This is a genomic window from Pseudarthrobacter sp. L19, assembly GCF_050859435.1.
Lineage (GTDB): Bacteria > Actinomycetota > Actinomycetes > Actinomycetales > Micrococcaceae > Arthrobacter.
The window spans coordinates 2,344,728-2,368,257 of sequence record NZ_CP193935.1; the positions used below are offsets into that span (position 1 = coordinate 2,344,728).

Genomic DNA, 23,530 nt, shown 5'->3' on the forward strand with positions numbered 1-23,530 from the left:
AGCCTCCGTGCCGCTCGTGGCACAAGAGACAACTGAAAAACAGCAGCACCGACGACCAGCTATGAGGTATCGAGTTTGTCCCGTCCCAGCACCGTCCCACCCGGAAGGCAACAGCAGCGGCGAGGCGCCCTGACGCCCACGCTGATTGTCGTGGCCCTGCTCGTCGTGGGCTTCATCTTCTTCGCCAATGTGTGGACGGACGTCCTCTGGTACCAGCAGCTGGGCTACTTCGAAGTCTTCGTGACCGAGAACGTGTCCAGGATCCTGATCTTCCTGGCCGGCTTCGCGGTGATGTTCGCGGCCATGTTCTTCGCGATCCGCATCGCCTACACCGCCCGGCCGGTCTACGCCCCGGACTCCGAAATCCGGGACAACCTCAACCGGTACCAGGCCCAGCTTGAGCCGATCCGCCGCGTGGTCATGATCGGACTGCCCGTCCTGTTCGGCCTCTTCGCCGGCAGCGCGGCCGCCAGCCAGTGGCAGAAGGTGCTGCTGTTCCTGCACCAGAAGCCGTTCGGCCAGAATGATCCGCAGTTCAACCTGGACATCAGCTTCTACATGATGACCCTGCCGTTCCTGGGCTTCGTCACCGGCTTCCTGATCAGCGTTGCCGTCGTCGCCGGCATCGCGGGAATCCTCACCCACTACCTCTACGGCAGCATCCGCCTGATGGAACGCGGCGTCTTCACCAGCCGCGCGGCCCAGATCCACCTGGCCGTCACCGGCGCGGCCTTCCTGCTGCTGCTCGGCGTGAACTTCTGGCTGGACCGCTACTCGGCCGTGCTGAACAACAGCGGCCGCTGGGCCGGCGCCCTCTACACGGACGTCAACGCCGTGATCCCCACCAAGGCGATCCTCGCCGTCGCCGCCGCGCTGGTGGCCGTGCTCTTCATCGTCGCGGCCGTGATCGGCAAGTGGCGGCTCCCCGTCATCGGCACCGCCATGCTGGTCATCACCTCCATCCTGGCCGGCGGCGTCTACCCGTGGGTCATCCAGCAGTTCCAGGTCCGCCCCTCCGAGCAGACCCTGGAAAAGACCTACATCGAGCGCAACATCGCCATGACCCGTGCCGCCTACGGACTGGATAAGATCCAGGAGAAGCGCTACGAGGCCACCACCAACGCCACCACCGGCGCGCTGGCCCCGGACGCCCAGACGACGGCGAACATCCGCCTGCTGGACCCGAACCTGATCTCCGACGCGTTCTCGCAGCTCGAGCAGTACCGTCCGTACTACCAGTTCCCCAGCACCCTGAACGTGGACCGGTACGAGGTCAACGGCAAGATCCAGGACACCGTGATCGCGGTGCGCGAGCTGAACCCCAGCGGCCTCGCCAGCAACCAGCAGTCCTGGCTGAACAAGCACGTCGTCTACACCCACGGCTACGGTGTCGTCGCGGCCAAGGGCAACAAGTTCACCGCTGACGGCAAGCCCGACTTCCTGCAGTCCGGCATCCCGTCGACCGGTGTCCTCGGCACCGACACCACCTACCAGCCGCGGATCTACTTCGGCGAAAACTCCCCGGACTACTCGATCGTCGGCGCCCCGGACGGCGCGCCGCACCGTGAGCAGGACCGCCCCGCCGCCAAGGAGGGCGACGCCGGCACGCAGTACACCTTCACCGGCAACGGCGGCCCGAACGTGGGCAGCTTCTTCAACAAGATCCTGTACGCGGTGAAGTTCCAATCCTCGGACCTCCTGCTCTCCGACGGCGTCAACGCCGATTCGCAGATCCTCTACGACCGAAGCCCCAAGGACCGCGTGGAGAAGGTGGCCCCGTACCTGACGGTCGACGGCAACGCCTACCCCGCCGTCGTCGACGGCCGCGTGAAGTGGATCGTGGACGGCTACACCACCAGCCCGTACTTCCCGTACTCGCAGCAGGAACAGCTTTCAGACGCCACCCGGGACTCACAGACCTCCGCGGGCCGGACCGCCGCGCTGCCCAGCAGCTCGGTGAACTACATCCGGAACTCGGTCAAGGCCACCGTGGACGCCTACGACGGCTCCGTCACCCTCTACGCCTGGGATGACCAGGACCCGGTCCTGAAAGCCTGGCAGAGCATCTTCCCGTCCACGCTGAAGCCGTTCTCGGAGATGTCGGGTGCGCTGATGAGCCACGTCCGGTACCCGGAGGACCTCTTCAAGGTCCAGCGTGAGCTGCTGGGCCGGTACCACGTGACCAACCCGGACAACTTCTTCACCAACAACGACGCGTGGAGCGTCCCGAACGACCCCACGGTGAAGGACGACGGCGTCAAGCAGCCTCCGTTCTACATGTCGCTGCAGATGCCGGACCAGGACAAGCCGGCCTTCCAGCTGACCTCCTCGTTCATCCCGCAGGTGGTCAACGGCAACGCCCGGAACGTTCTCTACGGCTTCCTCGCCGCGGACTCCGACGCCGGCAACCAGAAGGGCGTGAAGGCGGACAGCTACGGCCAGCTGAGGCTGCTGCAGATCCCGCCGGAGGCCAACGTCCCCGGCCCGGGCCAGGCGCAGAACAAGTTCAACTCGGACCCCACGGTGTCCCAGGCGCTGAACCTGCTCCGGCAGGGCGCGTCCGCGGTGCTCAACGGCAACCTGCTGACGCTGCCCGTGGGCGGCGGCCTGCTCTACGTCCAGCCGGTCTACCTGAAGTCGACGGGGAGACCTCCTACCCGACGCTGCAGCGCGTGCTGGTGGCCTTCGGCGACAAGATCGGCTTCGCCCCGACCCTGGACGAGGCGCTGAACCAGCTCTTCGGCGGCAGCTCCGGCGCCACCGCGGGCGACGCGGCGAATAACGGCCAGACACCGGCGACGCCGGGCCCAGGCACCGGGACCACCCCGCCCACCGGCGGCTCGAACGCCAACGCCGATCTCGAGGCGGCACTTGATGATGCGAACAGCGCCATCAAGGCCGGCCAGGAAGCCTTGGCCAAGGGCGACTTCGCCGCGTACGGCGATCAGCAGAAGAAGCTCTCCGCCGCCCTGCAGCGGGCGATCGACGCCGAGGGGAAGCTGACCCCGCCGGCCAGCGGCGGCAGCCCCTCGCCTACGGCGTCCCCGACGGCGACAGCCTCACCCTCGCCCACCAAGTAGCCGCGTGGGCCCGGTGGCCGGCACCCCGTGACGGGGCGCCGGCCACCTCCGGCTAGGGGCGGTGCGATGCAGATCACGCCGCTACGATTTGGCCCCGCGTTCACCGGCAGGTAATGTTGTTGGTGCGACGCGGGGTGGAGCAGTTCGGTAGCTCGCTGGGCTCATAACCCAGAGGTCACAGGTTCAAATCCTGTCCCCGCAACTGGAAAGAAGTCCGGAACAGAAATGTTCCGGACTTCTCGCTTAACCGGCGTTGCGGGGCCTCTCTCGGGGCCGTCTGGGGCCGGTGGTCGGGGCCAGGCCAAACGTAGGGTAGGCTTGATCATGCGACGCGGGGTGGAGCAGTTCGGTAGCTCGCTGGGCTCATAACCCAGAGGTCACAGGTTCAAATCCTGTCCCCGCAACAAAGGAAAGGCCCGGATCCATTGAGGATCCGGGCCTTTCACGTTCCCGGGGTTGGGCTCGCCGTCCCGGGCGGCGCAGGGTCTAACCTGCCCCGGCACAAGGGGCCCAGGCCGGGGCGGGTTCGTTTAGCCGTCCTTGAGCTTCTGGTACGTGTCCAGGGCCCGGGCGCGGGACTCGGGCAGCCCCACCACCGGCTCCGGGTAGTCCCCGGCGCCGTCCGCGGCCTTCCAGGGCTCGTGGATGGCCTTGTCGTCCAGGTCAGCCAGCTCCGGGAGGTAGGCGCGCAGGTAGCGGCCCGCGGCGTCGAACTTCTTGCTCTGCGTCACCGGATTGAAGATCCGGAAATAGGGGAGGCGTCCGCGCCGGAGCCGGCCACCCACTGCCAGTTGGCGGGGTTGGAGGCGGAATCCGCGTCCACCAAGGTGTCCCAGAACCATTCCTCACCCGTGCGCCAGTCCGCCAGCAGGTTCTTCACCAGGAACGAGGCAGCCGCCATTCGGACCCGGTTGTGCATCCAGCCGGTCTGCCAGAGCTGCCGCATGCCGGCGTCCACCAGCGGGTACCCGGTCCGGCCCTGCTGCCAGGCCCGGAGGTCCGCCGCGGAGGGCTTTTCCCAAGCGAAGTCGTCGAACTCGGGCCGGAAGTTGCGGGTGGCCAGCTGCGGGTTCTCGAACAGCAGCTGCCAGCAGAACTCCCGCCAGCCGATCTCGGAGCGGAACACGCCGACGTCGGCGGCGGCGTGGTGCGGGAAGCGGGCGCGCAAGGCGTGCCAGACCCGGAACGGGCTGATCTCGCCGAAGCGCAGGTGCGGGGAGAGCCTGCTGGTGCCCTCGACGCCGGGCCGGTCGCGCCCGGTCCCGTACTCGGTCACGGGGCCGTCCAGGAAGGTCTCCAGCCGCTCGTGGGCGCCCGCCTCGCCGGGGGTCCATTCCTTGGCCAGGCCCTCGCTCCAGTCCGGCCGCTGGGGGAGCAGCTCCCAGTCGGTGAGGGTGTCGGTGGCCGGCAACTGTCGCTCACCGGTCTTGGCGGGGGCCGGGAGCTGCTGCGGGGGGTCCAGCGGCTGCCGGGGGTCGTGGGAGTCGAGGCAGGCCTTCCAGAACGGGGTGAAGACCTTGTAGGGGCCGCCGGAGCCGTTCCGGACGGTCCACGGCTCGAACAGCAGGTTGGCCTGGAAGCTCTCGGCCTCGAGGCCCTCCTTGGCGGCCCAGTCCTTGAGGCCCGCGTCGACGGCCCGCTCCGGGCCACCGTAGCGGCGGTTCCACAGCACGCGGGCCGCGCCGGTTTCCTTGACCAGGTCGCGGATGATCCGGTCCGCGCGGCCGCGGCGCAGCACCAGCCGGTTGCCGGCCTCCTTGAGGTCCGCGGCCAGGGACTCCAGCGAATGGTGCAGCCACCATTTCGTGGCGCCGCCCAGGGGCCGGATGCCGGGGGACTCCTCGTCCAGGACGTAGACCACCGTCAGCGGCCCGTCGGCTGCGGCCCCCTCCGTCAGGGCCGGATTGTCATCCAGGCGCAGATCGTCGCGAAGCCAAACCAAAGTCGAAGACATGGCTCAACGCTACTGGATGCCGCCCCGCAGAAAGCGCAGGGCCGGAAGCGCAGGGCGGAAAGCACAGGGCACAAGGTCCCGCAGGAAGCACAGGGCACGAAACGCGCGGGTACGGCAAAGGCCGGGTTCCGCGGCGGAACCCGGCCCTCGCCGTCGTCGTCCGGCGGCGCGTCACACGCTGCCGGGGACCTTGATCAGAGCTTGTCGAAGTCGGCCTCGTCCACGGTGGAGCCGGTGTGGGAGCCGTTGCCGGTGCCGAGGGCCTGCTGGCTGCCGCCGGACTTCAGCGCGGCCAGCCGGGCCTCGATCTCGGTCTGCTCGCCGAGGTCCTCGAGGGCGTTGAACTGGGCGTCCAGGCTGGAGGCGGCGAGCTCCTGCTGGCCGCGGACCTTGGCCTCCTCGCGGCGGATCTTCTCTTCGAAACGGCCCACCTCGGAGGTCGGGTCCATGATGTCGATGCTCTTGAGCGCGTCGTGGACCTGGCTCTGCGCGGCGGCCGTCTTGGACCGGGCCACCAGTTCGTTGCGCTTGCTGGTCAGCTCGTTGAGCTTGTTCTTCATCTGGTCCAGGCCCTGCTTGAGCTTGTCCACTACCTCGGTCTGGGAGGCGATGCTCGGCTCGGCGGACTTGGCCTCGTTTTCCGCGGTGATCTGGCGCTGCAGCGCCACCTTGGCCAGGTTGTCGAACTTCTCGGCGTCCACGGAGTCGCCCTTGGCCCGGTATTCGTCGGCCTTGCGGGAGGCGGCGAGGGCCTTGTTGCCCCAGTCCTGGGCGTTCTTGAGGTCCTCGTTGTAGTCATCCTGCAGCATCCGCAGGTTGCCGATGGTCTGGGCGACGGCGGACTCCGCCTCGGCGATGTTGTTGGTGTAGTCGCGGACCATCTGGTCCAGCATCTTCTGCGGATCCTCGGCCTGGTCCAGCAGCGAGTTGATGTTCGCCTTCGCCAGCTGTGCCATGCGGCCGAAAATGGACTGCTTAACTCATGGTGCTACCTCTCGTCCTCTCCAGTGGGGTCACTGGAATCGGTGATCTGTGGATGTACTGCCTCTACCCGCCGGCCGGACCGGGTCCGCCGGCGCTAGTCTCTGTGAGCCTGCTCCCGTCGGGTCAGAAGCTGCCCGAGTCGCCGCCGCCGAAATCGCCGCCGCCACCGAAGTCGCCGCCGCCACCCCAGCCTCCGCCGGAGTCACCGCCGCCCCAGCCGCCGCCTCCGCCACCCCAGCCGCCTCCGCCGCCGCCGTGCAGGATGGAGTTGATCAGGATGCCGCCGAGGATGGCGCCGCCCAGACCGCCGCCTCCACCGCCGCCGCCAAACATGCCGCCCCGGCCGTAACCCTGGTTGGCGTAGCCGCCGAACTGGTCGACGTCGGCCTGGGCCTGCTGGGCGGCCTGCGCCGCGAGGGCGTGGGCCTGCTGGGCGTACTGCAGGGCCGTGACCGCGTCCGTCCGGGAGATGGACAGGGCGTAGTCGAGGTTGCGCTGGGCCTCCGCCAGCCGGGTCCGCGCCTCGGTGCCGACGCCGCCGCGGCGGGCCGTGATGTAGTCCGAGGTGGCGCTGATCTGGGCCTGGGCGGACATGATGCTCTGCTGCAGCGAGGCCTGGGCCCGGCGGGTCTGTTCCTGCTGGTCGCGGATGCCGGTCAGGGCGGTGTCCAGGCTCTGGTGGGCGGCCTCGACCCTTTCCAGGGTGGCGATCGGATCGATCTTGCCGGCCTGGATCTCGGCATTGACCTGGGCCAGCGCCGCCTCGACCCCGGCCACGGGGCCGGCGAGTTCAGGGTGTGCGCCGGACTGGATCATGGCGCGGGCCTGGGCGAGGTCCTGGGAGGTGTCCACGACGGCGGTTTCCAGCCCGTTACGGGCCTCGTCGAGGTTGGCGGCCACCTTGGTGATGGCGCCGAGGAGGACGTTCGTCTGGTGCAGGCTTTCCTCTGCGGCCCGGACCGCCACCGCGGCCATGCTGGTGTCTCCGGCGTCGAGCTTGTCCTGCGCCGTGGAGGAGGCGTTCTGGACGAAGGCCAGCCGCTCCTTGGCCTGGGTGATGTTGTCCGTCACGGCGGTGAGGGCGCTGTCCGCGTACCGGGCGCGCAGGTCCGTGAGCGACTGGTCGGCCGCGGCGATTTTCGTCTCGGCCTCGCGGGCCCCGGTTCCGACGGCGGCAAGGGCCTGGGGTGCGTTCTTCTCCAGCTCACGCAGGGAGTCGAAGTCGGCCTTCTGCTCCTGCAGGGACGCGAGGGCGGCCTCCGAGCGGCGGATGATCTCGCCGTACCAGGAGCGCTGCTGCGCTTCGGTGTCGGGGATGTGGTCATCGAGCTGCTGCTGGAGCTTGAAGGATTCGGTCATGTGCGCCTTGGCGTCCTGCAGCGCCTTGGTGAAGTTGCCGACGGCGGCGTCGCCGAACTGGGCCTGGGCGAAGCCGAGTTCCTGTTCGCTGGACTTGATCGCGTCGTCCGCCTCGATCAGCAGCGAGCCGCTCTTGCGGCGCAGCTCGTCCACGCTGAGGCCGGCCAGCGGATCGAGTTCGGCCTGCTGGCCCTCCCCGGCGGTGCCTGCCGTGACGGCCTTCTTGCGGCGGTTGCGCAGGTAGAGGTAGGTTCCCGCGCCACCGAGCGCGACGACGCCGACGCCCACCAGCACGCCGGAGCCGGCTCCCGCGCCGGAGGGCACGGTGCCGCTGCCGCCGCCGGCCGCGTCGCCCACGGCCGCCGCGGTGTCGATGGCCGCCTGGGCGAAGTCGCGCTTGCCGGCACCGAGGTTGGCGGCGATGGCGTTCTGGGTGATGGTGCTCTTCTTGGAGTAGATGGCGCTGGCCGAGTTCGGCGAGAAGTAGTACTTGCCGTCGTCGGACATGGTGAGGATGACGTCCGCGCGGCCCATGCCCTTTTTCGTTGCAACCGCCTGCGCCCAACCCTCAGGGTCCGAGGGATTTTCGAAGGTCTTCACGGTCACGACGTACAGGTTGTACTTGTGGTCCTTGAGCAGTTTCTGGACCGCGTCCTGGACCTCACCCTTGCGGCTTCCCAGCACGTTGGCGTTGTCCACGACGTTCTGGCCGGAGGGGATGGTGACCGGGTCCTCGGCCAGGGCCGGGGCGGCGGGCAGGACCAGCAGTCCGGCGACCCCAACCCCCGCGAGGAAACGTTTCATCATTGACCGCATCTGCAAACCCTTCAGCGCATCGGTGGCCGGCACGGTCCGTGCCGGTCGTCCCAGAACTGCGGCAGCGCCCCCACGCAGGTGTGAAGCCGCAGGTCGCTGTGGCAATTCCATTTGATTCTATGGTGCCCCCGGGGGCAGTCCATCGCCGGGAATATGCCACCAGCGAAAAGCCGGGGCGTTCAGGAACCTCCCAGCGAATGTCCGCAGTTGTATCAGTCTGAGCGACCATAGTTAATGGCAGACACGGATGAAAGGAAGTTCCATGACTGAGAACCCACTGCAGGGCGGCTCGCCGGATCCAGCACAGCCGGAGCGGGAGCCGGGCGAGGGCACGGACCGGTACGGCGCACCGGCGCAGGGTTCCGGCCAGGAGAACCCCACGATGCGGATTGACCAGCCGGGGCAGGACGCCCCGCGCCCGGTCTACCCGCAGCACCAACCGGCGTACAGCCAGAACCCGTCAGCCCAGAACCCGTCCCCGCAGACGCAGCAGTTCGGCGCTCCGGGACAGCCGTCGGGTCCCTACGGGGAGCACCAGCACAGCCAGCACCAGCACGGCCAGCAACCCAACCAGCAGGGTCACTTCGCCGGCTGGAACGGCCAGCAGGCCCACCAGAGCCAGGCCCAGCACGCTCCCGGTTCCTCGTTCAACCACCCGAACAACGCGCCGCGGCGCAAGGCCGGCTTCGGCGTCCCGGTCCTGATCGCCAGCATGCTGGCGGCCGGCCTGGTGGGCGGCGGCGTCGTGGCCGGCAGCAGCGCCCTGATCGGCGGCCGGCAGGTCTCCTCCACCGGCAGCAGCACCCAGCCCGGCACGGTGATCGTCAATAACAAGGACGACGTCAACGCCATCACCGCCGCGGCACAGAAGGCCTCGCCCAGCGTGGTGACCATCAAGGCCACCAGCGGCTCCGAGGGCGGCACCGGCTCCGGCATCATCCTCGACGGCGAGGGCCACATCCTTACCAACACCCACGTCGTTACCCTGGACGGCAAGACCGCCAAGGCCGCCGTCGAGGTCCGCCTCAACGACGGCAAGGTCTACAGCGCGAAGATCGTCGGCACGGATCCGCTCTCGGACCTCGCCGTGATCAAGGTGGACAACGCCAGCGGCCTGGTCCCGGCCAGCCTGGGCGACTCCAGCAAGCTGAACGTCGGTGACACCGCCGTCGCGATCGGCTCCCCGCTGGGCCTGACCGGAACCGTGACGGACGGCATCGTCTCCACCCTGAACCGCACCATCAGCGTCGCGTCCTCCGCCGCCCCCAAGGACGGCGCGGACAACTCCCAGGGTGGTGACCAGGGCTTTCAGTTCGCCCCTCCCGGCGGTGGCCAGGCGCCCAGCACCAGCAACCAGGGCAGCATCTCGATCAACGTGATCCAGACGGACGCGGCCATCAACCCGGGTAACTCCGGCGGCGCCCTGGTCAACAGCAAGGGTGAGATCATCGGCGTCAACGTGGCCATCGCCTCGGCCGGTGGTGACTCCAGCAGCGGCAGCAGCAATGGCAACATCGGCGTCGGGTTCAGCATCCCGATCAACAACGCCAAGCGCGTGGCCCAGGAGATCATCAGCAACGGCAAGGCCAGCCACGGCCAGCTGGGCGTCAGCGTCAAGGCCAAGCCCTCCGGCTCCTCCGCCTCCGGCTTCTCGGTGGGCGCGGACGTCGCCACGGTGGAGCCCGGTTCCGCCGCGGACAAGGCCGGCATCAAGGTCGGCGACGTCGTGACCAAGTTCCAGGACCTGGTCATCAGCGACCCCAACCAGCTCACCGCAGCCGTTCGCGAACAGGCCGCCGGCGCCACCGTCAAGGTCACCGTCCTCCGCGGCGGCCAGGAGAAGCAGGTGGACGTCACGCTGGGCGCCGCAGCCGACCAGTAACAGCAGCCGCCCAGTAACACTGGCACCAGCCCGGCCGCAGCCACGGCCGGAACCCGCACCAGGAAGGGGCCGCCCGGGACCGCAAGGTACCCGGGCGGCCCCTTCCCGACATCCGGCTAACCCCGGCCGGAAGTGGCCGCCGCTATATGGTTAGCTAGGAAGACCCGGCCGCGCCGGGAACCGCTCCCAGGCCACCACCCACCCGGCTGGCTGCCCCCGCACGGAAGGCTGCTGTAGACACAGTGGAAGAACCCTTGAAGATCATTGTGCTGGTCAAGCACGTACCGGACGCCCAGTTCGACCGCCACCTCAGCGGCCCGGACAACACCCTGGACCGGTCCGAAAGCATCCTCTCGGAGCTGGACGAGTACGCCCTCGAGGCGGCCTTGCAGCTGATCGAGGCCCGCGGCGGCGAGGCCGCCGGGAACAAGGTCATCGCGCTCAGCATGGGACCCGCGGGGGCCGTCAACGCCATCAAGAAATCCCTCCAGATCGGCGCCTCCGAGGGCGTGCACCTCTCCGACGACGCCCTCGCCGGCTCCGACGCGGCCGCCACCTCCCTGGCCCTCGCCGCCGCCGTCCGCCACCTCGGCGCCGACGCGCCCGCGGATCTCATCATCACCGGCATGGCCTCCACCGACGGGGAGACCTCGCTGGTCCCCGCGCAGCTGGCCGAACGGCTGGGACTGCCGCAGGTCACGTTCGCGGCCAGCCTGGAGATCGAGGGCGGCACCCTCACCGCCCGCCGCGAGGGGACACCTCCGCGCTCACCGTCGAGGCGGACCTTCCCGCCGTCGTCTCGGTCACGGACCAGATCAACGACCCCCGCTACCCGAACTTCAAGGGCATCATGGCGGCGAAGAAAAAGACCATCACCACCCTGTCGCTCGCGGACATCGGCGTCGACCCGGCACAGGTGGGACGCGCCGGCTCGTGGACCGCCGTCGAGACCGCCGAGGCCCGCCCGCCCCGCACCGCCGGGACCATCATCACCGACGAGGGCGACGCCGGCATCCGGCTGGTCGACTTCCTCGCCGCCCAGAAGCTGCTCTAAGGGGATCATCCATGGCACACGTACTGGTTTTCATTGACAACCCGGGCGAGGCGCTGAAGAAATCCAGCCTGGAACTGCTCACCCTCGCCCGGAGCCTGGGCGAGGCCTCCGCCGCCGTCACCGGCGAGCTTCACGACGGCGCCGCCGCCATGCTCGGCGACTACGGCGTCCACGCCCTTTACCGACCCTCCGCCGCGGACCTGGAGGACTACCTCATCGCCCCGAAGGCCGCCTTCCTGGCCGCAGCCGTCCGGGAGAGCGGGGCCACCACCGTGATGCTGGACAACACCGCCGAAAGCCGCGAGATCGCGGCCCGCGCCGGGATCAAGCTTGAGGCAGGGGTCATCACCGACGTCGTCGCCGTCGATCCGGACGGCACCGCCCACAAGCCGGTCCTCGCCGGGTCCTACACCACCACGGCCCGCGCCACCACCGCCGTGGCGCTGCTGACCGTCAAGGCCAACAGCATCACCGCCGAACCCGCCGCCGAGGCCACCGTGCCGCAGACCGCCACCGTCGAGGTACCGGCCGACGCCGGCGCCGCGGCCCGCGTGGTCTCCCGCAGCGCCAAGGCCGCCAGCGGCCGTCCCGACCTGACCGAGGCCCGGGTGGTCGTGGCCGGCGGACGCGGCGTCGAGGGGAACTTCGGCCCGCTCGAGGACCTCGCGGACGCCCTGGGTGGAGCCGTCGGCGCCTCCCGCGCCGCCACGGACGCAGGCTGGATCGGCCACGACGCCCAGATCGGGCAGACCGGCAAGACCGTCTCCCCGCAGCTCTACATCTCTGCCGGGATCTCCGGCGCCATCCAACAGAAGGCCGGCATGCAGACCGCCCAGGTGATCGTGGCGGTGAACAAGGACGCCGAATCGCCGGTGTTCGAGATCGCCGACTTCGGCATCGTCGGAGACCTGTTCCAGGTCCTGCCGCAGGCCACCGAAGAGATCAACAAACGCAAGGGCTAGGCATTTGGATACCACCGCCACATCGGCACAAAGCCCGTTCGACCCGGCGCAGCACCGGATCGGGCGGGTGCTTTGTTTCACCGCGCACCCGGACGACATTGACTTCGGCGCCGCCGGGACCATCGCGGCCTGGACCGCGGCCGGGGTGGAGGTCAGCTACTGCATCATGACCGACGGCGACGCCGGCGGCTTCGACCCGGACGCGCGGGAGGAAATCGTGCGGCAGCGGATCGAGGAGCAGCAGCGCGCCGCCGGCCTCGTCGGGGTCACCGACATCCACTACCTGCACCAGCGCGATGGCTACCTCGAACCCACCCACGAGGTGATCCGGGACGTGGTCCGGCTGATCCGCACGATCCGGCCCGACGTCGTGCTTGCCATGCACCCGGAACGGAACTGGACCCGGATTCAAAAGAGCCACCCGGACCACTTGGCCGTGGGGAGGCCGTCACCCGGGCGGTCTACCCGGCCGTGGAGAACCCGTTCGCCTACCCGGAGCTGGCCGCCGCCGGCCTGGAGGCCTATAAGCTGCCCTGGCTGTGGCTCATCGCCGGTCCGGAGGAGCGCGAGAACCACTTCGTCGATGTCACCGGCCAGGTGGAGCAGAAGCTCGCCGCCATCCACGTCCACGTCAGCCAGCACCCCGACGTCGACGCGATGGACCGCACCGTCCGGGGGCTCCTGCAGTCCACCGCGCAGCGCGGCGGACTGCCGGCTGGCCGCAGCGCCGAGGCGTTCCACGTCGTGGCGGTCAACGGGCCGGAGACCATCGCAGGGTTCTAGTGTTTGTTTGCCCGCCTCCACTGCCATATGCTGACCATGTTTAAATCATATTTATGGAAGGCAGACTTTAATGGCGAAGACTGCGCAGCACCCTGTCCTTGTCATCATGGGCGTCTCCGGATCCGGTAAATCCACCGTCGCGGGCCTGCTGGCCGGACGTCTCGGCTGGGATCTGGCCGAGGGCGATGACCTGCACCCGGAGTCCAACGTCGCCAAGATGCACTCGGGCCAGCCACTGACCGATGAGGACCGGTGGCCCTGGCTCGAACGCATCGCGGAATGGATCCGGGACCACACCGACTCCGGCCGGCCCGGCGTCGTGACCTGCTCGGCCCTGAAGAAACGGTACCGCGACGTGCTCCGCGGGGAGGGCGTCACCTTCGTCTTCCTCGAGGGCAGCAAGGACCGCATCTCGGACCGGCTCGCCTCCCGGCACGGACATTTCATGCCGCCGGCGCTGCTGGACTCCCAGTTCGACGCGCTGGAAAAGCCCGCCGCGGACGAGAACGCCATCACCCTCTCGGTCGGCGCGACGCCCGCCGAAGAGGCCCAGGAAATCATCGACCGGCTCCACCTCGAGGCCGCCGGCACCGCCGCGCTCTGACCTTTCAGGCCACCCCCTCCCTTTAGGAATACCCTGTGAAAACACTTGCCCTGCAGCTTCCCGCTGCCGTCGAGGCCTGGTCCGGCCACGACACCCAACTCCTGGTGGTCGCCGCCGTGGGCATCGCGCTCATCGTCGTCCTGATCGCCAAATTCAAGCTCCACCCGTTCCTGGCCTTGGTCCTCGGCTCCGCGTTCGTGGGCCTGGCCTCCGGCGTCGAACTGGCCAAGATCATCAGCAACTTCGAGGACGGCGTTGGGGGCGTCCTCAAGGAAGTCGGCCTGCTGATCGCCCTCGGCGCCATGCTCGGCAAGCTGCTGGCCGACTCCGGCGGAGCCAACCGCGTGGTGGACACGCTGCTGGCCAAGGCCACCGGCAACCGCGTGGTCTGGTCCATCACCCTGGTGGCCGTCATCATCGGCCTGCCGATGTTCTTTGAAATCGGCCTGGTGCTGCTGCTGCCCGTGATTGTCCTGGTCACCCAGCGGTCCAAGATGCCGCTGATGCGCATCGCCATCCCCGCCCTGGCGGGCCTGTCCGTGCTGCACGGCCTGGTGCCGCCGCACCCCGGACCCCTGATCGCGATCAGCGCCGTCAAGGCCGAACTAGGCACCACCCTGGCCCTGGGCCTGCTTGTGGCCGTCCCCACCGTTATCATCTGCGGGCCGCTGTTTGCCCGGCTCGCGGCCCGCTGGGTGCCGGTGGGTGCCCCCGAGGTTGCCGGCGGCATCGACACCCGTCACGGGGCCGATCTGGAGGGCGTCAAGCGCCAGCCCAGCTTCTTGGTGACCCTGCTGACCATCATCTTCCCGGTGGTCCTGATGCTGCTCAAGGCCGTCGTGGACATCGTCTGGCCGGATCCCAAGACCGCCCCCGCGGCACGGGTCTTCTTTGACTTCGTCGGCCAGCCGCTCGTGGCAATGACCCTGGCGGTACTGCTGGCCATCGTGACCTTCGGCTACGCCGTCGGCTTCACCGGCAACAAGATCACCACCAAGATCGGCGCGAGCCTTGGCCCGATTGCTGCGATCCTGCTGATCGTGGGCGCCGGCGGCGGCTTCAAGCAGACCCTGATCGGCGCCGGCGTCGGCGACGCGGTCAAGAAGTGGGCCGAGGGCGCCAACATGTCCGTCCTGGTTCTGGGCTTCATCGTGGCCGTAGCGCTGCGCCTCGCCACCGGCTCGGCAACCGTGGCCACGGTGACCGCGGCCGGCATCGTGGGTCCGCTGGCCAGTTCGCTGACCCCCACCCACGCGGCCCTGCTGGCCCTGGCGATCGGTGCCGGCTCGCTGTTCCTCTCGCACGTCAACGACGCCGGCTTCTGGCTGGTCAAGGAACTGTTCGGCCTCAGCGTGGGGCAGACCTTCAAGACATGGTCCGTGATGGAGACGCTGATCTCCGTGGTGGGCTTCGGCTTCGTGATGCTGCTGTCGCTGGTGATTTAGCGCCGTTCGACTGATACGACAAAGCCGCGCCGGTCCCGGAATTCCGGGGCCGGCGCGGCTTTTGTCGTTGTCGAGGTATGTCCGCGTGGCCGCTTAGGCGCCCAGCGAGGCCGCCGCCACCGTGGGCATGGTGGGTGTCTTGGACCCGCCCACCGGTTCCACCGTGATGCCCAGCGCCGCGGCCGAGCCGATGCCGGTGACCACGGCGGGCTTGGACAGCGCCTCGGCGTCCATCAGGCCCTTGGATATCGGGGCCGACCCGTCCTTGGGGATCAGCCACATCTGGTAGACCTTGCCGGACGGGGGAGCGGGCACGCCGTTCATCTTGACCACGACGGCGTCCTTCGAGGAGGACAGCGTCAGCGACGCCGTGCCGCCGCCGATGACGTCGATGGTTTCCTTCTTCACGTCACCGGCCTGCAGCACCTGGGCCATCGGGTCGTTCTGGTTGGCGATGTAGGCCCCAACGCCCACCCCGCCGACGGCGACGGCGGCCGCCGCTGCGACACCGATCAGCCAGGTACGCATGCCCTGCGGGCGGCGGCGCTGCTCCCGGCGCTGCCGGGCCGCGGCGAGGTCATCGGTGCCGGACGCCTGGGCGGCGTCCCGGACGGGCCGGGCGACCACCGGGGCGGTGGCACCGGGGAGGGCAACGACGGGTGCACCGGACTCCAGGGTCCCTGACTCCGGGGTCGCAGGGGTCGACGCCGAAGTGGCGGCGGGCAGCGCGGCGGAGATCTTGTCGAAGAGCCCGGCGGGGGTTCCTCCTCGGCGGTGAAGCTCATGGCCAGAGTCTCCCGGGCCTGACGGACGCGCTCCTCGAACTCGGCCCGCTCGGCGGCGGGGGCGGAGGACACGTAGCGGTCGACGGCGTCGCGTTCGCCGTCGTCGAGGGCGTGCAGCGCGTACACCTCGGCTAAGTCCACGGCGCGGCCGGAGGCGAGATCGGTGGCGATGTCGGCGGAGAAACCGCCGGCGGGTCGCCCGCCGTTCAGCGGATTAATGTCGTTCATCTCAACTCACCCCCAGGCAGTTCTTCAGTCGGATCAGGCCGTCGCGGATGCGGGACTTGATGGTGGGCACGGCGGCGTTCAGTTTCTCTGCCACCTCACGGTAGGTCAGGCCACCGTAGTATGCGAGCCTGACGGATTCCTGCTGGGTGTCCGTCAGCGTTTCCAGGCACCGGACCACCGCCTCGGCTTCGAGCCGGCTGCCGACCTCGTCGGAGACGGAGTCGTGGTCGATGTCCTGGCTGCTGGCACCGTAGCGGGCCTCCCGGTCGCTGGCGGACTGGGTCGAGCGGACCTTGTCCACGGCGCGCCGGTGCGAGATGGTCATCAGCCAGGCCAGCGGGCTGCCGGCGGCGGCGTCGAACTTGGCCGCGTTCTGCCAGACCTGGAGGAAGACCTCCTGCGTGGTGTCCTCGCTGAGTTCGGGATCGATCAGGACCCTGCGGGCCATGCCGAAGACACGGCGGGATGTGAGCTCATAGAACTCGGCAAAGGCGGCCTGGCTGCCGCCGGCGATCTGTTCGAGCAGCACACCGAGCCGGTGGTTCACATCGGCGGGGCTCGACGGGGGAGCGGCCTCGCGGTTCGGGGCGTTCGGAGTTTCCATCACCTTCAAGCATAGGGCGCCGCTGCCCGCGCGGAGGTCAGGCCGGGCCCGCAGGGGGTGCCCCGTTCGGTGCGGTCCGCCGGACCTGTGTACCTGGAGTGTGCTCACCGGCCGCTCCTCGCTCCTTCCCTTGGCTGGCATATGTGGTGTCCATGAAGGATTCGGCGCCGCGCCGGAGTTGGATGGGAGGGACTTAAACGGGGCCGTTCAGAGCTTGGCGCCGGCGAAACCGTTCTGCCGCCACGCCTCGTAGACGGCGATCGAGGCGGCATTGGCCAGGTTCAGCGAACGTAGCGCCGGCAGCATGGGCAGCCGAACCCGGGCGGTGACGTGCGGGTCGTGCTTGGCCTCCTCGGAGAGGCCCACGGATTCCCTGCCGAACATCAGGACGTCCCCGGGGCGGTAGGCGATGTCCGTGTAGGAGGTGTCGCCGTCGGAGGTGAAGGCGAAGACCCGTTCCGGTTGCAGGGCCTCCCACGCCGTGGCCAGATCCGGGTGCACGGTCACGACGGCGAGGTCGTGGTAGTCCAGGCCGGCGCGGCGGAGCTTGGCGTCGGAGAAGTCGAAGCCCAGCGGCTCCACCAGGTGCAGCTGGGCCCCGGTGATGGCCGCGAGGCGGATGGCGTTGCCGGTATTACCGGGAATTTCGGGGCTGTCGAAGAGGATGCGGAACACGTTCCCATCCTAGCCAGCGGCCCCGGCCGCTAGTGCATCCCGCGCAGCAGCCGGGCCAGGACCGGCACCAGGACCGTGTTAGGGGCCGGACCCGAGCCGAGGAACTGTTTCAGTCCCCGCGCCAGGCCGGCGGCGTTGACCACCTGGACGGTCTCCAGGGCGTCCTCCCCGCCCCGCCGGCGTCCGGGCCGGTCGATCACCGGCTCGTGCAGGTTGCCGTCGGTGCTGTGGACCACGGTCCAGCCGGTGACGTTGAGTTCGGGGAAGATGTCCTGCATCCGCCGGACCACGTGGGCCAGTTGCGGCGGCGCCACCGAGCGGCCGCCGTGGTTCAGGGTGCGACCGTCCCAGGCGTACGCGCCCGGGGGCAGCAGCATGGACCCGATGATGGCCATCCGGTAGCCGGAGAGCAGCACGTGGTCGATGTGGCTGTTGTCCGCCGGGGACTGCAGCCCGTTGATCAGCCGGGCGGCCGGGATGCCGGGGAGGACCTGGCGGGAGAGCAGTTGCACCGTGCGCAGTTCCCGCTGGATCCGGGCCTCGGCACCGAAGATGCCCCGGCGGCGGGGCATCCCGTGGACCTGCTGGCGCGCCGTCGACGCAGGGATCAGCGGCACCTCGCCGGCCGCCGCAAGCTCCTCGAAGGAGGGGACATATACCGGGGCGTCGGCGGCTGTACTGCGCGGTGTGTTGGGCCGGCGCACGTGGGCCGAGGCGCGGCTGCCGGCGGCCGGGGCGTCGAAGTGCGCGCCCTCGTCTTCCGGCGGAATCCTGCTGGCGGCCGAGGTTCCGCTGCCGTAGGAACGGTCGTAGTCGGCCCGGCGGCGGGCGTCGATGAGGGTCTCGTAGGCCAGGGTGACGCGACGGAAGGTGGCCGGGTCCCCGCCGTGGTCCGGGTGGGCGGTGCGTGCGGCCTTCCGGTACGCCACCTTGATGTCCTTCTCCGTCGCCGTGACCGGAATCCGAAGGACCTGGTAATGCGAACTGCTGCCCTGCGTCACGCACCGTTCCTTTGCCTCGAGGGGACTTCCCGCCGGCGGCCCCGGCGTCGCCAGTTTAACCGGCTTGAGGGGAACAACGAGCGCGGAGCCGTGGAAGGTTCCCCCGCGGCTGGCATAATTCAGGCCATGAAGATCGCCCTCGCCGTGAACCCCCGCGCCTCGTTCGGCCGCGGCCGGCACGCGGGCGGGGCAGCGGCGGAGTGTTTCCGGGCGTCCGGTGCGGAGGTGGAGCTTCTCTGCGAGGACAGCTACGCCGCCCTCGCGGCGCGGGTGGCCGACGCCGTCGCCGGCGGAGTGGACGCCCTGGTGGTGGTCGGCGGCGACGGGATGGTCCACCTGGGCGTCAACGCGCTCGCCGCCGTGCCCGCCGTCGCCGGGGCCGACGGCCGCGCCCCTCAGCCGCTGCAGGGACTGCCGCCGGGACCCCGCTGGGTATCATCCCCACCGGCACGGGCAACGACCTGGCCCGGATGCTGGAGTTGCCGCGGCACGACATTCCGGCCGCGGTGGAACGCGTCCTCGCCGCCCTCGGCTCCGGCGGCCGGCGGATCGATGCCGGACGGGCGGTCTCCGCCGGCCGGACGCACTGGTTCGCCGGCGTCCTCTCCGCGGGCTTCGACGCCGCCGTCAACGAACGCGCCAACGCCTGGCGCTGGCCGCGGGGCCAGTCCCGCTACAACCTGGCCATGCTCCGCGAGCTGGCCGGATTCACCGCCATCGACTACACCCTGACCGTCGACGGCGAGCGCCGCCGGCAGGGCGCCATGCTGGTCTCGGTCGCCAACGGCCGCTCCATGGGCGGCGGCATGGCGATCGCGCCGGAGGCGAGCCTGGAGGACGGTCTTTTGGACCTGTTCGTGGTGCACCCGCTCTCCCGTGCCGCGCTCCTGGCGGTCTTTCCCAAGGTCTTCACCGGCCGGCACGTCGGCCACCCCGCCGTGGAACTGCGCCGGGTGCGCCGGGTGGTGCTCGAGGCCGACGGCGTCGTCGCCTACGCGGACGGCGAGCGGCTGGGACCGCTGCCCCTGACCATCGACGTGGTGCCCGGGGCCCTCCGGGTGCTGGCCTAGGAGTCCGATGCCCGCCCGCTCGTTCCGCCGCGCCCCGGCTGCGGCCCTGTCCTTACTGGGCGTCCTGCTGCTGGCCGTGTCCGGGTGCAGCGTCGGCGTCCCCGACCCGGCCGTCCCGGCGCCCGCCACCTCCACCGGCGTGCCGGCCCCCGCCACCCCTACCGTCACCCCGGGCCACGACGCGGACGCCGTCGCCGCCCGCGACCTGCCGTTCAGTGCGGGGAGAGCCTCGCCGCCGGGGTCCCCGTCCAACTCTCGGACGGGCTCAAGGACGCCCCCGGCTGGTCCGCCGCGGGCCAAGGCACCGCCGGGGCCAGCATCTATAAGAAGGCCGACGGCTGCCAGGTGGCGGCCCGGGTCAGCACCAACCAGGGGCCGCTGTCTGTTCCCGGGAACGACAAGGCCTCCACCGAGGCGCTGTTCCACTACCTGGACCCCAGCATCCTGCCCGGCTACCTCGCCACCGACACCCTCCGGTGGGGCGGGGACGCGGACAAGCCCGGCCCGCGGGTGGAGGTACTGGTGTACTACGGCGGCGCGACCGGCACGCGGGCAGCGGTCAGTTACGCCCGGATGTTCGCGAAGGCAGGCTCGTCCGTCTACGTGTCCGTGGCGTGCCCGGACCGGGGCTCGCTGGCCGCGGCCCGCGCCGACGTCGCCGCCCGCCTGGCCGTGCTGCCGCCGTCATCCTGACGCGCCGGGGACGACGCCGAAGACGCCGTAGCCGGGGCCGCTGTGAGCGGCAGGGCCCGGGGCTGGCCCCGCAACCCGGTCAGCAGGACTCCGGCGATGACCAGGATCCCGCCGACGATCTGCACCACCGTCAGCGGCGTGCCCAGCGTTACGGTGATCGCGGCGGTGAACACCACCATCAGGTTCAGGTAGTTCCCGGCCGTCCCGGGCGGAGTGGTCCGCAGGGCCAGGTTCCAGAACAGGTAGGCGCCGAGCGAGGGGAACACGGCGATGTAGGCCAGCGACCAGGCCTCCGCAGGGGTGTCCGGCAGCCGGGCGTGGAAGGCCAGCGCCAGCGGGGCCAGGGTCACGGAGGCCATGGCCACCTGCACCGCCGTGGCGGCGATCGGCGGCAACGCCAGCCGGCGGGCGATGATCGTGTAGCAGCCCCAGACCACGATCGCGCCGATCATCAGCAGCTCACCGGTGTTGATGGACAGGCTCAGGATCCGCTCCAGTTGGCCCTGGGTCAGGACCAGGAGCACCCCCAGCAGTCCCAGGCCGATGCCCAGCCAGCCCAGCCGGGTGGTGCGCTCGCCCAGGAACAGCACCGCCAGCACCACGATCAGGGCCGGGTTCGCCGCGGTGATGAGGGAGGCGTTCACCGCGGAGGTGAAGCCCAATGCCCCGTACAGCAGCAGGGTGTAGCCGCTCATCCCCAACGCGCTGAGCAGCAGCAGCACCGGCCAGCGGCGCAACACCGCGCGCCAGTCCGGCTTCTCCACGAAGTGGGCCAGGGCCAGCAGCGGCAGGGCGGCCAGGGTCCAGCGCCAGAAGGTCAGGTCCAGCGGCGACATGGACGCCACGGCGGCCTGCCCGACGACGAAGTTGCCGGACCAGAACAAGGTAGCCAGGACCAGGTACAGGGGCGCTTTCACCGCTTGAATGTACACCAGCGCGGGGACCGGATTGGCAACCGTTTCGACGTCGTTCCGCAACCCTTCTTCGGCCCCCGCCGGCGTGCCGGGCGCCGCCGATAGAATTGGAGGGTGCCTGCCTACCTCGACCACGCCGCCACCACCCCGCTCGCCGCGGAGGCGCTCGCCGCCCTGACCAGGGAGCTTGCCCGCACCGGCAACCCCTCATCGCTGCACGGCTCCGGCCGCCGGGCCCGCCGCGCCGTCGAGGATGCCCGCGAGGCGCTCGCCGCCGCTGCGGGGGCGCACCCCTCCGAGATCATCTTCACCTCCGGCGGCACCGAGGCGGACAACCTGGCCGTCAAGGGCCTGTACTGGGCCCGTCGCGGCCAGGATTCCCGCCGCACCCGGATCCTGTGCTCCACGATTGAACACCACGCCGTGCTGGACACGGTCGAGTGGCTGGAACGGCACGAGGGCGCCGAGGTGGCCTGGCTGCCCGTGGACTCCGACGGGGTGCTGGACCTGGCCGCGCTCGCGGCCGAGCTGGAGCGGGATCCGGAATCGATCGCCCTGCTCACGCTGATGTGGGCCAATAACGAGGTCGGCAGCATCCAGCCCGTGGCCGAGGCCGTGCGGCTTGCCCATGCCGCCGGCGTGCCGGTCCATTCGGACGCCGTGCAGGCCTTCGGATCCCTGCCGGTGGACTTCCGCGCCAGCGGCCTGGACGCCATGTCCATCTCCGGCCACAAGATCGGCGGCCCGGTGGGCGTCGGGGCCCTGGTCCTGGGCCGCGCCGTCACCCTCACCCCGGTCCAGCACGGCGGCGGGCAGGAGCGTGACGTGCGCTCCGGCACGCTGGACACCGCCTCGATCGCGGCGTTCGCCGCCGCCGGCGAGGCGGCCACGGCCCGGCTGGGGAGGAGACCGCCCGGATCGCGGCGTTGCGGGACCGGCTCATCGACGGCGTCCGCGCCGCCGTGCCCGAGGCGGTGCTGCGCGGCGCCCCGGGGGAGGGCCGGCTGCCCGGCAACGCCCACTTCACCTTCCCCGGCTGCGAGGGCGACTCGCTGCTGTTCCTCCTCGACCTCGCCGGAGTGGAGTCCTCCACCGGTTCCGCCTGCACCGCCGGGGTCCCGCGTCCCTCCCATGTGCTGCTGGCCATGGGGCTGGAGGAGGACACCGCCCGCGGCGCCCAGCGCTTCAGCCTGGGCCACGCCTCCACCGACGCCGACGTCGACGCGCTGCTGGCCGCCCTGCCCGGCGCGTACGCCCGGGCCCGGCAGGCCGGCATGGCCGGCCACGAATCCAGCATCCAGACCGCGGGCACCCTGGCCCGCCGCAACGCTTCGGGCTAGGCCTCCCGACGGCGCCGCCGGCTGGTACACCGCCGACGTCGGTCCGGGCGGTTTTTGGGGCAGCCTCCGGCGCGGCGGTAGAATCGGGGCTGGGCGGTGTGTTATTCCGGCGCCCTCCTCCCAATCCCCAGAGAAAGCCAGTATGCGAGTTCTTGCAGCCATGAGCGGCGGCGTCGATTCGGCCGTCGCAGCAGCCCGCGCGGTCGAAGCCGGGCACGACGTCGTCGGGGTCCACCTGGCGCTCTCCCGCATGCCGGGAACGCTGCGCACCGGCAGCCGCGGCTGCTGCACCATCGAGGACTCCCGGGACGCGTGGCGGGCCTGCGACGTGCTGGGCATCCCGTACTACGTCTGGGACTTCTCCGAGCGGTTCAAGGAGGACGTGGTCCAGGACTTCATCGACGAATACGCTGCCGGCCGCACGCCCAACCCGTGCATGCGCTGCAACGAGCGGATCAAGTTCGCCGCGCTGCTGGAGAAGGCAATCGCACTCGGCTTCGACGCCGTCTGCACCGGCCACTACGCCAAGGTCATCACCGATGCGGACGGCAACCCTGAGCTGCACCGCGCCGCGGACTGGGCCAAGGACCAGAGCTACGTCCTGGGCGTGCTCACCCACGAACAGCTCAAGCACTCGATGTTCCCGCTCGCGGACACCCCCTCCAAGGCCGAGGTCCGCGCCGAGGCCGAACGCCGCGGCCTGTCCGTGGCGAACAAGCCCGACAGCCACGACATCTGCTTCATCCCCGACGGCGACACCGCCGGCTGGCTCGCCGAGAAGATCGAGATGACCGGCGGCGACATCGTGGACGAGACCGGCGCCAAGGTGGGCGAACACCCCGGCGCGAACGCATTCACCGTCGGCCAGCGTCGCGGCCTCAAGCTCGGCACGCCCGCCGCCGACGGCAAGCCCCGCTTCGTCCTGGAGATCCGCCCAAAGGAGAACAAGGTGGTGGTGGGCCCCGAGGCGCTCCTGGCCATCGACGAGATCCGCGGCATCAAGGTCTCCTGGGCCGGCCTGCCGATCGCCGAGATCGCCACCGGCGCCGACTTCGACTGCCACGCCCAGGTCCGCGCCCACGGCGACCCCGTGCCCGCGTCGGCCCGGATGGAGCACGACGCCGGATCCGGCGAGCTGGTGGTCACGCTGGCCGAGCCGCTGCGCGGCGTCGCCCCGGGCCAGACCGTGGTGCTCTACCAGGGCAGCCGGGTCCTGGGGCAGGCGACGATCGACGCCGCCCGCTCCCTGCAGAGGGCGGCCCTCTAGCCGCCGCTGCCTTCCTTCCGGAGGGCCGGA

General features: G+C 70.1%; 13 protein-coding genes, 2 tRNA genes and 8 pseudogenes. 15 read left to right on the forward strand and 8 right to left on the reverse strand.

The genetic code is table 11. The features are described from left to right. The first annotated feature begins 75 nt into the window (after positions 1–75). The 3 genes and pseudogenes from ACRQ5B_RS11170 (at position 76) to ACRQ5B_RS11180 (ending at position 3,484) form a co-directional block, all read left to right on the forward strand. Positions 76–3,080: pseudogene (locus ACRQ5B_RS11170) on the forward strand (UPF0182 family membrane protein). Between the two features lie 128 nt (positions 3,081–3,208). Beyond that, positions 3,209–3,282 (forward strand) — tRNA-Met (locus tag ACRQ5B_RS11175). A gap of 128 nt (positions 3,283–3,410) precedes the next feature. Next, positions 3,411–3,484, forward strand: a tRNA-Met gene (locus ACRQ5B_RS11180). 126 nt (positions 3,485–3,610) lie between these two features. Here the strand turns inward: ACRQ5B_RS11180 and ACRQ5B_RS11185 are convergent. From ACRQ5B_RS11185 to ACRQ5B_RS11195, 3 genes and pseudogenes are all read right to left on the reverse strand, one after another. After that, positions 3,611–5,034 (reverse strand): annotated as a pseudogene (locus ACRQ5B_RS11185) (cryptochrome/photolyase family protein). Between the two features lie 194 nt (positions 5,035–5,228). After that, a complete protein-coding gene (locus tag ACRQ5B_RS11190; RefSeq protein WP_432393875.1) occupies positions 5,229–5,990 on the reverse strand; it encodes a PspA/IM30 family protein in 762 nt (253 codons plus the stop codon). Positions 5,991–6,141: 151 nt separating this feature from the next. Then, the gene (locus ACRQ5B_RS11195) at positions 6,142–8,193 is read right to left on the reverse strand and encodes a TPM domain-containing protein (RefSeq protein ID WP_432393877.1); all 2,052 of its coding nucleotides are present in this window, start codon (positions 8,191–8,193) and stop codon (positions 6,142–6,144) included. A 262-nt stretch (positions 8,194–8,455) separates the two neighbouring features. On the opposite strand from ACRQ5B_RS11195, the gene ACRQ5B_RS11200 reads away from it, so the two are divergent. From ACRQ5B_RS11200 to ACRQ5B_RS11225, 6 genes and pseudogenes are all read left to right on the forward strand, one after another. Further along, positions 8,456–10,075, forward strand: a complete 1,620-nt coding sequence (locus tag ACRQ5B_RS11200) for a S1C family serine protease (RefSeq protein ID WP_432393879.1) — start codon at positions 8,456–8,458, stop codon at positions 10,073–10,075. A gap of 254 nt (positions 10,076–10,329) precedes the next feature. Then, positions 10,330–11,129 (forward strand): annotated as a pseudogene (locus ACRQ5B_RS11205) (electron transfer flavoprotein subunit beta/FixA family protein). 11 nt (positions 11,130–11,140) lie between these two features. After that, entirely contained in the window at positions 11,141–12,091 is a 951-nt protein-coding gene (locus ACRQ5B_RS11210; protein ID WP_432393880.1) for an electron transfer flavoprotein subunit alpha/FixB family protein, read from the forward strand. Positions 12,092–12,095: 4 nt separating this feature from the next. Then, positions 12,096–12,874 (forward strand): annotated as a pseudogene (locus tag ACRQ5B_RS11215) (PIG-L deacetylase family protein). A 70-nt stretch (positions 12,875–12,944) separates the two neighbouring features. Then, on the forward strand, positions 12,945–13,478 hold the full coding sequence (locus ACRQ5B_RS11220) for a gluconokinase (protein WP_290255708.1): 534 nt from the start codon (positions 12,945–12,947) through the stop codon (positions 13,476–13,478). Positions 13,479–13,513: 35 nt separating this feature from the next. Further along, positions 13,514–14,923, forward strand: coding sequence for a gluconate:H+ symporter (locus tag ACRQ5B_RS11225; RefSeq protein ID WP_432393882.1), 1,410 nt, complete (start codon positions 13,514–13,516; stop codon positions 14,921–14,923). A gap of 93 nt (positions 14,924–15,016) precedes the next feature. Here the strand turns inward: ACRQ5B_RS11225 and ACRQ5B_RS11230 are convergent. The 4 genes and pseudogenes from ACRQ5B_RS11230 to ACRQ5B_RS11245 all read right to left on the reverse strand — a co-directional run bounded on the left by ACRQ5B_RS11230 (position 15,017) and on the right by ACRQ5B_RS11245 (position 18,216). Further along, positions 15,017–15,936: pseudogene (locus ACRQ5B_RS11230) on the reverse strand (anti-sigma factor). A 1-nt stretch (position 15,937) separates the two neighbouring features. Continuing rightward, on the reverse strand, positions 15,938–16,540 hold the full coding sequence (locus ACRQ5B_RS11235) for a sigma-70 family RNA polymerase sigma factor (RefSeq protein ID WP_432393883.1): 603 nt from the start codon (positions 16,538–16,540) through the stop codon (positions 15,938–15,940). A gap of 207 nt (positions 16,541–16,747) precedes the next feature. Next, a complete protein-coding gene (locus ACRQ5B_RS11240) occupies positions 16,748–17,215 on the reverse strand; it encodes a tRNA (cytidine(34)-2'-O)-methyltransferase (RefSeq protein ID WP_432393885.1) in 468 nt (155 codons plus the stop codon). Between the two features lie 29 nt (positions 17,216–17,244). Then, on the reverse strand, positions 17,245–18,216 hold the full coding sequence (locus tag ACRQ5B_RS11245; protein WP_400160340.1) for a J domain-containing protein: 972 nt from the start codon (positions 18,214–18,216) through the stop codon (positions 17,245–17,247). Here ACRQ5B_RS11245 and ACRQ5B_RS11250 point away from each other — a divergent pair. From ACRQ5B_RS11250 to ACRQ5B_RS11265, 4 genes and pseudogenes are all read left to right on the forward strand, one after another. Beyond that, positions 18,193–18,510 (forward strand): annotated as a pseudogene (locus ACRQ5B_RS11250) (hypothetical protein); the annotation flags it as partial. The gene ACRQ5B_RS11245 and the pseudogene ACRQ5B_RS11250 overlap by 24 nt on opposite strands. Then, positions 18,417–18,686: pseudogene (locus ACRQ5B_RS11255) on the forward strand (hypothetical protein); the annotation flags it as partial. The pseudogenes ACRQ5B_RS11250 and ACRQ5B_RS11255, both read left to right, overlap by 94 nt. Beyond that, complete coding sequence (locus ACRQ5B_RS11260) at positions 18,687–19,286, forward strand: hypothetical protein (protein WP_432398747.1); 600 nt, start codon at positions 18,687–18,689, stop codon at positions 19,284–19,286. Positions 19,287–19,370: 84 nt separating this feature from the next. After that, on the forward strand, positions 19,371–19,979 hold the full coding sequence (locus tag ACRQ5B_RS11265; RefSeq protein WP_432393888.1) for a hypothetical protein: 609 nt from the start codon (positions 19,371–19,373) through the stop codon (positions 19,977–19,979). Here the strand turns inward: ACRQ5B_RS11265 and ACRQ5B_RS11270 are convergent. After that, the gene (locus ACRQ5B_RS11270) at positions 19,886–20,896 is read right to left on the reverse strand and encodes a DMT family transporter (RefSeq protein ID WP_412883524.1); all 1,011 of its coding nucleotides are present in this window, start codon (positions 20,894–20,896) and stop codon (positions 19,886–19,888) included. The genes ACRQ5B_RS11265 and ACRQ5B_RS11270 overlap by 94 nt on opposite strands. A gap of 111 nt (positions 20,897–21,007) precedes the next feature. Between ACRQ5B_RS11270 and ACRQ5B_RS11275 the strand changes: the two are divergent. Continuing rightward, positions 21,008–22,233, forward strand: a pseudogene (locus ACRQ5B_RS11275) (cysteine desulfurase family protein). A gap of 142 nt (positions 22,234–22,375) precedes the next feature. Beyond that, positions 22,376–23,500 (forward strand): tRNA 2-thiouridine(34) synthase MnmA, encoded by a 1,125-nt coding sequence (gene mnmA / locus ACRQ5B_RS11280; RefSeq protein ID WP_290255698.1) that lies wholly within the window; start codon positions 22,376–22,378, stop codon positions 23,498–23,500. Positions 23,501–23,530: the final 30 nt, after the last annotated feature.

Coding starts and splice junctions, on each gene's coding strand:
- ACRQ5B_RS11190 (WP_432393875.1), bottom strand. CDS start 5,990: ATGGCACAGCTGGCGAAGGCGAACATCAACTCGCTGCTGGACCAGGCC.
- ACRQ5B_RS11195 (WP_432393877.1), bottom strand. CDS start 8,193: ATGCGGTCAATGATGAAACGTTTCCTCGCGGGGGTTGGGGTCGCCGGA.
- ACRQ5B_RS11200 (WP_432393879.1), top strand. CDS start 8,456: ATGACTGAGAACCCACTGCAGGGCGGCTCGCCGGATCCAGCACAGCCG.
- ACRQ5B_RS11210 (WP_432393880.1), top strand. CDS start 11,141: ATGGCACACGTACTGGTTTTCATTGACAACCCGGGCGAGGCGCTGAAG.
- ACRQ5B_RS11220 (WP_290255708.1), top strand. CDS start 12,945: ATGGCGAAGACTGCGCAGCACCCTGTCCTTGTCATCATGGGCGTCTCC.
- ACRQ5B_RS11235 (WP_432393883.1), bottom strand. CDS start 16,540: ATGGAAACTCCGAACGCCCCGAACCGCGAGGCCGCTCCCCCGTCGAGC.
- ACRQ5B_RS11260 (WP_432398747.1), top strand. CDS start 18,687: ATGCTGGAGTTGCCGCGGCACGACATTCCGGCCGCGGTGGAACGCGTC.
- mnmA (WP_290255698.1), top strand. CDS start 22,376: ATGCGAGTTCTTGCAGCCATGAGCGGCGGCGTCGATTCGGCCGTCGCA.